The following is an 11,928-nucleotide window of genomic DNA, read 5'->3' as shown; positions in this document are numbered from 1 at the left end:
ATGGAAGTAACAATTACAACCGAGAATTTCGAGAGCTACAAGAATGGCGAACTGCCATTGGTAGTAGATTTGTGGGCAACATGGTGCGGTCCTTGCCGCCAGATTGCTCCTATCGTATCAGAACTTGCTGAGGAGTTTGACGGCAAGTTGGTAGTAGGCAAGTGTGATGTAGAGGAGAACGACGACATCGCTATGGAGTTTGGTGTTCGTAATATCCCTACCATCCTCTTCTTCAAGGGTGGCCAGCTGGTAGACAAGTTTGTTGGCGCAGCCTCTAAGGCAACCCTTACCGAGAAGTTCCAGGCTCTCCTGTAATCAGCCCGGATAGGAAATGATAAAAGCATCTGGCTTGAGAAAACATATTCTCAGCCAGATGCTTTTTTTGTTCTTTTTTCAGCCTTTCAAACTGCGCCACGAGGGGGATAAAAATACGTCCCGACGCAGACTTTGCTACGTCGGGACGTAATGAGAACTGCGTCGGGACGTAGTAAAGTCTACGTCGGGACGCATTTTTGGGCCTGTCGGAGACTTACCATTCTACGCTTCTGGTTCCGTCTTCTTCGGCGGTGATAGTCACTTTGGTGCAGTCTTCCGGCAGCAGGTCTTCTATCAGTTCCGGCCACTCCAGGAAACAGAGGTTGCCGCTGTAGAAATAATCTTCGTAGCCCATATCGTAAACCTCATCGAGTTTCTTGATGCGGTAGAAATCGAAGTGGTAGACAGGTGAGCCGTCGCCCGCTGTATATTCGTTTACGAGGGCGAAGGTAGGAGATGTGATGACATCTTCTACGCCCAGTTCTTCGCAAATGGCTTTAACAAATGTAGTCTTTCCGGCTCCCATCTTGCCATAGAAGGCAAAGACCTTGCCGTCGCCCATGTTCTGCAGAAATTCCTTGGCTGCTTCATGGATCGTGTCTAATGAGTCAATTTTTATCTTCATATATGTTTTCTATAAACTGTTAACTATCAACTATTAACTATCAACTATTAACTATCAACTGTTAACTATCAACTATTAACTATTAACTGACAATCATTACCTTTTTCTCGGTGTCAGCGTGATGAGCGGAATGAGCATTTCCTCCATCGAGATGCCGCCGTGCTGGAAGGTATCCTTGTAGTATTGCACATAATAGTTGTAATTATTCGGATAGGCGAAGAAACTGTCGCCCGTGGCAAATACATACGAGGTACTCAGGTTAGGTGCCGGCAACTGGGCACGCTGAGGCTCCTTGATGGTGAACACTTCCTTGCTCTGGTAAGCCAGATTCTTGCCCAGCTTGTAGCGCAGGTTGGTGTTCGTATTGCGGTCGCCTACTATCTTGATAGGTTTCGATGCCCTGATGCTGCCGTGGTCGGTGGTGAGCACTACCTGGTAATCGCTCTGCGAAAGGAGCTTGAAGAGCTCTGAGAGAACCGAATGGCGGAGCCAGCTCTGCGTGATGCTGCGGTAGGCACTCTCGTTGTTGGCAAGCTCGCGCACCATCTTAGATTCGGTACGCGCGTGAGAGAGCATGTCGATGAAGTTAATCACCAGCACGTTCAAATCGTAGTTGCGGCACTCGTTGTAATGCTCCAGGAAGCGGTCGGCACCCTGCGAATCGTTTACCTTGTGGTAACTGAAGGTATAGTGCTTTCTGAATCGCTCTATCTGGGTCTGTATCAGCGGCGCCTCGTTGAGGTTCTTGCCTTCCTCTTCGTCCTCATCTACCCAGAGGTCAGGGAACATTTCGGCTATCTTGTTCGGCATCAGACCGCTGAAGATGGCGTTGCGCGCATATTGCGTGGCGGTAGGAAGAATGCTCATGTAGAGCTGCTCGTCGATGTCGAACAGGTCGCCGATGTCTTCTGCCAGCATGCGCCACTGGTCATAGCGGAAGTTATCTATCACTATCAGGAACACCTTCTTGCCCTCATCGAGCAGCGGGAATATCTTGCGCTTGAAGATGTCGGGACTCATCAGATGGCGGTCTCTGTTGTCGGGACTTACCCAGTCGAGATAGTTCTTGGCTATGTATTTGGCGAACCCCTGGTTAGCCTCTTCCTTCTGCATGCCCAGCATCTCTGCCATCGGACTTGCCGTATCGCTCAGCTTCAGTTCCCAGCTTACCAGTCGCCTGTAAATCTCCATCCAGTCTTCCGCACTTCTGCATTCCATCATCTGCATGGCTATCTGCTGGTAGTCCTGCTGGTATCCGCTCTGCGTCACCTCCGCCACGATGTCTTTGCGGTGGATGTTCTTCTTGAGCGAGAGCAGAATCTGGTTCGGGTTTACGGGTTTGATCAGATAGTCGGCTATCTTTGAACCGATTGCCTGGTCCATGATGTTTTCTTCTTCGCTCTTGGTGCACATCACTACCGGTGTGGCAGGCTGGATGTCCTTGATGCGTAGCAGGGTTTCCAGTCCGCTGAGTCCCGGCATCATCTCATCGAGCAGGATGAGGTCGAAGGTCTGCTGGCGGCAAAGTTCAATGGCATCAGGGCCGTTGCTTACCGTCTGCACCTCGTATCCTTTCTTTTCCAGAAAGATGATGTGTGCCTTGAGAAGTTCTATCTCGTCGTCTATCCAAAGTAATAATCCGTTGCTCATATTTTATATCCTTTTTCTTTTCGGGGTGCTAAAGTACAAAGAAAAATGGAATAGGGAACACGACTTTGTGTTAAAGAGAGTTAATGACAAAGATTCTTTGGTACTTTTTATGAAAACGTTTGTATTACCTTGTGACAAAACCTAAAAACATAGGTTAATTAAAACTTATTTGTATAACTAAACGTAAACATTATGATCAGACGCAATTACTTGAAAAGTTTGATGATCTTCATCCTGATGTGCCTTCCGCTCTTGGGAGCATCGGCACAGCAGAAAGTAACTGTCAATGTTGTGAATGCCTCTTTGAAGCAGGTGTTCAGTACAATCGAAAACCAGACATCCTACAGGTTTTCTTACAAGAGTGATATCATTGACCATCGCAAGGATATCACCATCAGGAAGAGTGGCGTTCCTGTAACAGCTGTACTCGATGCAGCCTTGAAAGGACGCAACTTGAAATACTCTGTGGTTTCGCAGAAATCTATCGTTGTTTCTGAGAAGCATGCGGCAGCCGCTCCTCAGCAGGGCAACAAGCACAAGATGCAGGGTGTTGTGAAGGACGACAACGGGGAGCCTGTCATTGGTGCTACTGTTTCTGTAGTTGGTACCGATGAACTCGCAGTAACCGATATAGACGGCCGATTCACCATCAATGCAGCCAAGGGCGCTAAGGTGAAGGTTTCTTACCTCGGTTTCGTAGACCGTGAGGTGAAGGCTTCAGAAAACATGAACATCGCCATGAGCGAGGACACACAGGCGCTGAGCGAAGTGGTAGTAGTAGGTTATGGTACCATGAAGCGTAGCGATATGACCGGAGCTCTTTCTTCTGTCAATACCAAGGAGATGGCTAAGCGCACTACTACCAACCCAGCTGAGGCTTTGCAGGGTAAGGTAGCCGGTGTGAACATCCTGAAGAGTGGTGGTAATGCCGGTGCCGGTGTGAGCATCAAGATTCGTGGTATCAAGACATTCGGCGATAACGAACCTCTTTATATTGTGGATGGTTTCCCTGGCGATATCAACAGCGTGAACCCTCAGGACATCGAGTCTATGGAGATTCTGAAGGATGGTGCTGCCGCAGCCATCTACGGTTCTGTAGCTGCCAACGGTGTGGTTCTGATTACAACCAAGAATGGTAAGAAGGGTGAAACTAAGGTTGATTTCAGTTCTTACCTCAGCTTTACTCAGGTATCTAAGGACCTAGACCTCCTGGATGCTGAAGGCTATAAGAAGGTACATAAGATGATGTACGAGAATGCCGGTAGAAAACTTCCTGCATATATAACTCATGAGACAGGGGTAAACACCGACTGGCAGGATGCAATCCAGCGCAAGGGTCTGGCTCAGAGCTATATGGTAAGTTTGCGCGGTGGTGCAGAAAAGGGTCAGTACTCTGTATCTTACAACCATGCTGACGAGAAAGGTATCTTTATCGGTAACAGTGAGCGCCATGACATCGCACGTATGAAGGTACATGCAACCAAGGGTATCATCGACCTCGATGCCAATGTAGACTTCAAGTATACAAAGGGTCATCAGCCACAGTATTCTTTGAAGGAGGCTTATATGATTTCTCCTCTCGTACCTATTTATAATGAGAATGAGAAATATGGTTTCGGTTTGACCAACTTTGATGGCATTCCAAACAACCGTAACGTTGTAGCCGACGACCATTACAAGAAGAATACTTACAAGAAGTATCATACAACAGCCAATGCTGCCTTGACATTCAACTTCTTCCCATGGCTCAACTTCAAGACTAGCTACGGTTATCGTGGTGAGCATGAGATAGATAACTCTCATTATCCTGATTATATTGCTGACCCTAAGAGTCAGAATAAGTATCCAAACAGCTATGAGTATCGTGCATACTGGCAGGAGCAGGTGTTTGAGAACGTACTTTCTTTCAACAAGCAGATTCAGAAGCACAGCATCAATGCCATGCTCGGTACCTCTCTCAATATGATTAAATACAACTGGGAATCAGTTTCTGTAGAGGGTAAGACCAATGTAAACGAGGTAATCAATGGTCAGCTCAGTACCAGCGATAAGCCAGCCGGCTTCCTCGATCCTAACTTCCCAACCATCAGTGGTGGTGTAGGTGGTACTTACTATGGTACAGGTTCTTACTGGGAGTATAACCGTGTGTCATTCTTCGGTCGTATTAACTACAATTTCAACGACCGTTACCTCTTCCAGTTTACCTTCCGTGAGGATGGATCTTCTAAGTTTAGTTCAGATAACCGTTGGGGTTTCTTCCCATCAGTAGCTGTTGGTTGGAGAATCAGCGAGGAGCCTTTCTTCCCAAAAAACTCTGTTGTCAGCAACTTGAAGTTCCGTGCCAGCTGGGGTCAGCTCGGTAACGAGAATGCGCTCGGCAAATACGACTTCCTGACTAGAATTGCCAGCTACAACGATATGTACATGGGTTATGTACAGGGTGCAGGTTCAAACCCTTGGACCGGTAGCATCGCTCGTACATTGGAAAATCTTCCATTGAAGTGGGAAACCACAGATACCAAGAACATCGGTTTCGACTTCGGTCTCTTCGGTAATCACCTGAATGGTAATGTCAACTACTATCTCAACGAGACACGCGATCTTCTGATTACCCGTAGAATCGCTCCTTCTGCAGGTCTTGACAACCCTACCTTGAACGTAGGTAAGATGCGCAACCAGGGCTTTGAGTTGGAGTTGAACTGGAACGATAAGATCAATGATTTCGAATATAACGTTGGTTTCAACATCAGTACCATTGCCAACAAGGTGGTAGCTCTTGCCAACGAAGACCAGACAATCTACGGCGTAGGTTTGAAGTATGGCACAGAGCACTTCCCAACCCAGACCAAGGTAGGCAAGCCAATCGGTGCTTTCTATCTCTATCAGGCAGACGGCATCTTCCAGAGTCTTGAAGAGGTTCAGGCTCATAAGAACAGCAAGGGCGAACTCCTTCAGCCAAATGCTCAGCCTGGTGATGTACGTTTCAAGGATATGAACGGCGACGGTGTTATTGATGAGGACGACAAGACTTACTCTGGTACGGGTATTGCCAAGGTAGAGGCTAACCTCAACCTCGGTGCCAGCTACAAGGGTTTCGACTTCTCTGCAGTCATCGGTAGTGCCTTCGGCAACAAGATTTATAATGGTATCCGCTACTACTACGAGGGTATGAACTCAGCTTCTAACTTCCTCAAGACAACCCTCAATGCCTGGACTCCTACCAACACTAAGACCGATGTGCCACGTGCCATCTATGGTGACCCTAACCAGAACACCCGCGAGTCAACTCGCTTCCTGGAGAACGGCGATTTCGTACGTCTGCGCCAGGTACAGTTGGGCTATACCTTGCCAAAGGCATTGTCTAAGCATATTTACTGCGACCGCATCCGTTTCTACGTGAGTGCAGAAAATGTGTTCACCATCACAGGCTATTCTGGTGCTAACCCAGAGTTCTCACAGGGCGTTTTGAACAGTGGTGTAGACCGCTTTACCTATCCGTTCTCTCGCTCTTACACCGTAGGTGCACAGGTATCTTTTTAAATAAATAACTAAGGAGAAATCATTATGAAAGCATTAAAATATATAGCAGGCATTTGCCTTGCACTGTCACTCACTTCTTGTGATGACTTTCTTACAAAGACTTCGCCAGACGAGTTGACTACTCTGAATTTCTGGCGTGATAAAGACGACGCTGAGTCGGCTATGGCTGCTGTTTACTCACAGATGTATTATGGTTCAGAGGACAACTTCCCTGAGGTAAAATGGCCTGTAGAGGCTTATCGCCAGGATGATGTAGAGATGGGTTCTGATGCTCAGAACTATCCAAACTGGATTCAGTTGGGAGACTTTACCTATACCAATGGTAACTCTCAGTTTACCTCTTACTGGTGGTATTACTATCATGGCATCAGCTTCGCCAACCAGGTAATGACTAAGGTCAGTGCCATGACCGATGCGCAGATTGATGCTAAGGATAGATCAGAAATCGTGGCTGAGGCTCGCTTCATGCGTGCATTCTACCACATGCAGCTGTTGCTCAACTGGGAGAAGATCGTAAACCGCGATGTCTATGTCACTTCTATGGCACTGTTTGATAAGGCTATGTCTGAGCGTCCTGAAAGCTGGAACTTCATCGTGGATGACCTGCAGAAGGCTGGTGCTGATTTACCTCAGAAGCGTCCTGATAGTAATCTCGGTCGTGCTACTTCAGGTTCAGCTTATGCTTACCTCGGTTTTGCCTATCTCACCATGGCTTCAGAACAGCCAGAGAAGAAGACTGAGTACCTGAACGAGGCTGTAAAGGCTTTCGATGAGGTCAAGGGATATGAACTTGAAAGCAATTTCAAGAGTATGTTCGATGGAACCAACAAGAACTGTAAGGAGTCTATCTTCGAACTCCAGTTCTCTTTGAGCAGCACGAGTGGTGCATGGTATCGTACCTATTTGCACCGTTGGATAGGTACAGCTGAGTTCTGGGGATGGGATGAGATTGCTCCATCTCAGACTTTGATGAACGAGTTTAAGAAGGAAGGTAAGTTGAACAGTGGCTTGTATGATGCCCGACTTTATGCTTCAGTCTTCTTCCAGGATCCTTACTTTAACGATGGAACCGGTAAGGTTTATGGTTACGATTGGGATACTTGGATTAAGGAAAATATGGAGGTAGATGAGGCTTACGACCGTCCTTCTTTCCGCAAGTTCATGCCACCTACCTATGCAGCTTTGTCACAGAAACATACCGACGTGAACATTCCTCTGATGCGTTATGCCAACGTTCTTCTGATGAAGGCTGAGGCTCTCAATGATTTGGGACGTACCGGAGAGGCTATTCCGCTGATCAACGATGTGAGAAGAGTTCACGGCAATATGCCAGCCATGACCGGTACAACACAGGTTGAGGTTCAGGCTCAGATTGAGCACGAGCGTATGATTGAGTTCCCATTGGAGAACTTGCGTTGGTATGACCTGCGCCGTTGGGGCAAGACTGCTGAGGCGCTGACTGCTGCCGGTCGTACTGGTTTCGACAAGAGCAAGCTGTTCTATCCAACTCCTCTTACAGAGTTGAACTCAAACAGCCTGGCTAAGTAATAGGGGCGAGTAACCATTGAAGATTACTTATAAATATCATCAGGATTCTCGGTCTATTAAGCAATAATACGACCGGGAATCCGTTTTTTATGGTAAGGTAATTCATAAAAACGAACAATAAAATAAAGAAGAAAAACAAGAAACAATGCTCAAGATAGTAATGATTATGCTATGCGGAATAGGTACCGGCTATCTGCTCCGCAACAAGAAAATGAGTTTTATCGGCCGTATCATCACGGCGCTGATATGGGTACTCCTGTTCCTGCTCGGTATCGAGGTAGGTTCTAACCCTCGTATCATCAGTGGTCTTCAGACCCTGGGACTTGAGGCGATAGCCCTGACCTTGGGAGGCAGTCTGGGTAGTGCACTCTTTGCTTGGGCATTGTGGAAGTATGTTACAGCAAAGCAGGCTAAATCGTCGGCTCACGTTGAAACCGGGAAAGGAGGCAAGGCATGAAAGGCAGTTTGATTATCGTAAGCTTCTTTGTTCTGGGTATCATCGTAGGCTTGTGTGATGTGATTCCGGCAGGTCTTCTGGATAGCGATGTGAGCTATTATGCACTCTGCTGCCTGATGTTCTGCGTAGGTATCAGTATCGGTTGCGACACCTCAGTGCTGAAGAGTTTCAAGAATGTGAATCCCCGTCTGATGATGCTCCCTGTGATGACCATTCTAGGTACGTTGGCAGGTTGTGCCGCCGTATCTCTCATCTTGAACCACCGCCAGCTTACCGATTGTCTGGCAATCGGTTCAGGATTCGGATATTACTCTCTTTCGAGTATCTTCATCACCGAATACCGGGGTGCCGAACTGGGAACCATCGCCCTTCTTGCCAACATCTGCCGCGAGATTCTCACCCTGCTGTGTGCTCCGCTGCTGGCAAAATACTTTGGCAAACTGGCACCTATCAGTGTAGGTGGAGCTACGACCATGGATACAACGTTGCCTATCATCACCCGATATTCGGGCGAGAGTTTCATCATCGTTTCCATCTTCCATGGTTTCTGTGTCGACTTTTCTGTACCCTTCCTGGTTACCTTCTTCTGTTCTTTGTAGAAATAACTAAAAGCAGTTTTAAACCAAACCCGTATGAGACATATTTTCAGTTCATTCATGATATGTCTGAGCCTGTGCTGTGCCCATACCTCAGTAGCCCTTGCGGCTCAGGATGGCAAGCAGCCTGCAGCTTCAGACCCTTGGCAGGACGCCACCGTGACCCATATCAACCGCATGCCGATGACCGCTCATTACTTGCCTTTTACAAGCGAGAACGGAGCCTTGGCACAGTTGAAGATGGACGACGCCCGCCGTTTCCAGTTGAACACCCAGAATGAGCGCCGCCGCTCGCTGGATGGTGTATGGAAATTCAAACTGGTGAAGAATCCGAGTCTTGCCTTGACCGATTTCTTCAAGACATCCTATAATGTAAGCGATTGGCAGAACATCAATGTGCCTGGCAGCTGGGAGTTGCAGGGCTTCGATGCGCCAATCTACACCGATGTTACCTATCCTTTCAAGGCAAATCCTCCTTTCGTACCACAGGATTACAACCCTATAGGACATTATGTACACGAATTTACCGTGCCTGAAAACTGGAAGGGCATGGATGTGATCATGGATTTCGAAGGTGTAGAATCAGCCTTCTATCTCTGGATCAACGGCAAGATGGTGGGTTATAGTGAAGATAGCCGTCTGCCTGCCCACTTCAATATCTCCAAGTTCCTGAAGAAGGGCAAGAACCGCCTTGCCATGAAGGTGTTCCGCTTCAGCGACGGAAGTTATCTGGAAGACCAGGACTACTGGAAGTATAGCGGCATCGAGCGCAATGTGTTCATCCAGGCTCGTCCTAAGAGCAGAATGAACGACTACGTATTGGGAAATAAACTAATCAATCAATATAAGGATGGCAATTTCACACTCGATGTGAATATGCTCAATCCACAGAAGGGTCAGAAGGTTGAGGTGAAAGTGCTTTCGGCAACAGGTAAATCTCTCTTCAAACAAATCCAGAGCATCACCTCACCTGCTGATACCTTGATTCATTTCGAAAAGCTGTTGAAGAACGTGCAGCCTTGGAGTGCCGAGAGCCCTTATCTCTACACACTCGTCATCAATACTACCGACAGGAATGGCAGAGTAGAGGAGAGTGTGGCTCAGCCTTTCGGCTTCCGTACCATCGAAATGAAGAACGGACAGCTTCTGGTAAACGGTGTTGCCATCACCATTAAGGGTGTAAACCGACAGGAGCACAATGCCGTACACGGCAGAACCCTCAGCATCGGTGAGATGGTGAAGGATGTGAAGATGATGAAGCAGTTCAACATCAATGCCGTGCGTACCTCTCACTATCCAAACTATTCAGAGTGGTATCAGCTCTGCGATAAGTATGGTCTCTACATGGTGGGCGAGGCGAACATCGAGTGTCATGGTATTTTGGATACAGAATATAAGCAGCTGGCAGACAGAGAAGACTGGTATCCTGCTTTCCACGACCGCATGTACCGCATGATCAAGCGCGACCGCAACCATACCGCCATCATCATCTGGTCTATGGGTAACGAGAGCGGATATGGCAAGAGTTTCGAGAAACTCTACGATATGAGCAAGGCGATGGATCCAACCCGTCCGGTACAGTATGAGGGCGGCGGTTACTACGCCAAGTCGGATATCTACTGTCCGATGTATGCCCGCATCTGGTCTTTGCGCCGCCATGTCAACCAGCGTGATGAGCGTCCGCTGATTCTCTGCGAATACGCCCATGCCATGGGTAACAGCGAGGGTAACCTCAAGGATTACTGGGATCTGATTTACAAATACGACCAGTTGCAGGGTGGTTTCATCTGGGACTGGGTAGACCAGACCATCGCCAAGACCGATGACATGGGACACAAATACTGGGCTTATGGTGGCGATATGGGATTCGTAGGCGTAGTAAACGATTCCAACTTCTGTGCCAACGGACTTGTAGCAGCCGACCGCTCGCTGCATCCACATATCTGGGAGGTGAAGAAGGTTTACCAGAACATCGCCTTCGAGTCAGTAGCCTTCATGCAGAACCGCATCAAGGTAACCAACCGATTCGACTATACCACGCTTGACAATTATCAACTCTTCTGGGCAGTAGAGGCAAACGGCGAAACCATCAGAAGCGGCAAGATGAACTTCCCAACCCTCCTGCCTCATCAGGCTAAGGAGATGGAGATACCGATGGGCACTCTTCCTGCTGCCGACAACAAGGAATACTTCCTCACCCTGCGCGCCTTCAGCAAGCAGGCTACCGGAGCCGTTCCTGCAGGTCATGAGGTAGCCATCGAGCAGATGCAGCTGCCTGTACGACAGGAAAAGGCTCAGGAACAGGTAAGCGGACAGATAGAGAAGACCGAGACAGAAGATGCCATCATCATCCAGGGAAAGACCAAGGATTTCAGCATCAGCTTCTCTAAGAAGACCGGCGAGATGACCTCACTGAAATATGACGGCAAGGAAATGCTGCTGGCTGGTTTGCAGCCAAACTTCTGGCGCGGTATTACCGACAACGATGTGGCTAACGGCACTCAGGAACGCTGCGCTACCTGGCGTGAGGCAGGAAAGAAGATGGTACTGAGGGGCATCAAGACCCAGGCAGACAACCAGAAGGCTACCGTCATCGCAGACTTCGATATGCCTGAGCAGGAATCTCAGATGCAGATTACTTATCAGATGCTTGCCAATGGAAATGTAGAGGTGAACATGCACTTCATGCCTGGCAACAAGGCTCTGCCGGAGATGCCTCGTCTCGGTATGCGCATGATTCTGAAGGGCGACTACGACCAGATGACCTGGTTGGGTAGAGGTCCGCAGGAGAACTATGCCGACCGTAAGAGCGGTTACCTCATCGGTAAGTATTCTGCCAGCGTATGGGAGCAGTATCATCCATATGTAAGAGCACAGGAAACCACCAACAAGTGTGATGTACGCTGGTTCACCCTCGCTTCGAAGGCTGGAGCAGGTATCAGGGTGGAAGGTGCTGAGCCATTGAGCGTAAGTGCCTGGAACTTCCCACAGGATGATCTCCTCTATGTTCCTTCTACCATCGAGCACCGTCATGGCGGCTGTGTAGACAAGAAGGACATGGTATGGGTGAACATCGACCATTTGCAGATGGGTGTTGGTGGCGATAATACCTGGGGCGCTATGGTGCATCCGGAATATACCATCACACCTAAGGAGTGGAGCTATAGCTTTACTATTAAGAACTTAAAATAAACGAT

Annotated in this window: 8 protein-coding genes; 6 read left to right on the top strand and 2 right to left on the bottom strand. The window is 48.2% G+C overall.

The genetic code is table 11. From position 1 onward, the window contains the following. Positions 1-315: a thioredoxin gene (gene trxA / locus ONT08_RS03115; protein ID WP_118066009.1), complete on the top strand. Its 315-nt coding sequence runs from the start codon at positions 1-3 to the stop codon at positions 313-315. Positions 316-529: 214 nt separating this feature from the next. Here the strand turns inward: trxA and tsaE are convergent, their stop codons facing one another. Further along, complete coding sequence (gene tsaE, locus ONT08_RS03110) at positions 530-940, bottom strand: tRNA (adenosine(37)-N6)-threonylcarbamoyltransferase complex ATPase subunit type 1 TsaE (protein ID WP_006847848.1); 411 nt, start codon at positions 938-940, stop codon at positions 530-532. Between the two features lie 96 nt (positions 941-1,036). Next, entirely contained in the window at positions 1,037-2,590 is a 1,554-nt protein-coding gene (locus tag ONT08_RS03105) for a bifunctional response regulator/alkaline phosphatase family protein (protein ID WP_117727849.1), read from the bottom strand. 192 nt (positions 2,591-2,782) lie between these two features. Between ONT08_RS03105 and ONT08_RS03100 the strand changes: the two genes are divergently transcribed. From ONT08_RS03100 to ONT08_RS03080, 5 genes are all read left to right on the top strand, one after another. Further along, entirely contained in the window at positions 2,783-6,130 is a 3,348-nt protein-coding gene (locus tag ONT08_RS03100) for a SusC/RagA family TonB-linked outer membrane protein (RefSeq protein WP_264959226.1), read from the top strand. A 24-nt stretch (positions 6,131-6,154) separates the two neighbouring features. Further along, the gene (locus ONT08_RS03095; RefSeq protein ID WP_264959225.1) at positions 6,155-7,678 is read left to right on the top strand and encodes a RagB/SusD family nutrient uptake outer membrane protein; all 1,524 of its coding nucleotides are present in this window, start codon (positions 6,155-6,157) and stop codon (positions 7,676-7,678) included. Positions 7,679-7,823: 145 nt separating this feature from the next. Beyond that, entirely contained in the window at positions 7,824-8,135 is a 312-nt protein-coding gene (locus ONT08_RS03090) for a LysO family transporter (protein WP_254974123.1), read from the top strand. Then, positions 8,132-8,734, top strand: a complete 603-nt coding sequence (locus ONT08_RS03085; RefSeq protein WP_264959224.1) for a lysine exporter LysO family protein — start codon at positions 8,132-8,134, stop codon at positions 8,732-8,734. Before ONT08_RS03090 ends, ONT08_RS03085 begins: the two co-directional genes overlap by 4 nt. 33 nt (positions 8,735-8,767) lie before the next feature. Then, positions 8,768-11,923, top strand: coding sequence for a glycoside hydrolase family 2 TIM barrel-domain containing protein (locus ONT08_RS03080; RefSeq protein ID WP_437183620.1), 3,156 nt, complete (start codon positions 8,768-8,770; stop codon positions 11,921-11,923). Positions 11,924-11,928: the final 5 nt, after the last annotated feature.

The sequence above is a fragment of the Segatella copri genome, assembly GCF_026015465.1.
Classification (GTDB): Bacteria; Bacteroidota; Bacteroidia; order Bacteroidales; family Bacteroidaceae; genus Prevotella; species Prevotella copri_E.
This window is presented reverse-complemented; position numbering and strand designations above follow the sequence as displayed.

What these genes read in the sequence shown, in the direction of transcription:
- trxA (WP_118066009.1), top strand. Translation starts at nt 1, where the DNA reads ATGGAAGTAACAATTACAACCGAGAATTTCGAGAGCTACAAGAATGGC.
- tsaE (WP_006847848.1), bottom strand. Translation starts at nt 940, where the DNA reads ATGAAGATAAAAATTGACTCATTAGACACGATCCATGAAGCAGCCAAG.
- ONT08_RS03105 (WP_117727849.1), bottom strand. Translation starts at nt 2,590, where the DNA reads ATGAGCAACGGATTATTACTTTGGATAGACGACGAGATAGAACTTCTC.
- ONT08_RS03100 (WP_264959226.1), top strand. Translation starts at nt 2,783, where the DNA reads ATGATCAGACGCAATTACTTGAAAAGTTTGATGATCTTCATCCTGATG.
- ONT08_RS03095 (WP_264959225.1), top strand. Translation starts at nt 6,155, where the DNA reads ATGAAAGCATTAAAATATATAGCAGGCATTTGCCTTGCACTGTCACTC.
- ONT08_RS03090 (WP_254974123.1), top strand. Translation starts at nt 7,824, where the DNA reads ATGCTCAAGATAGTAATGATTATGCTATGCGGAATAGGTACCGGCTAT.
- ONT08_RS03085 (WP_264959224.1), top strand. Translation starts at nt 8,132, where the DNA reads ATGAAAGGCAGTTTGATTATCGTAAGCTTCTTTGTTCTGGGTATCATC.
- ONT08_RS03080 (WP_437183620.1), top strand. Translation starts at nt 8,768, where the DNA reads ATGAGACATATTTTCAGTTCATTCATGATATGTCTGAGCCTGTGCTGT.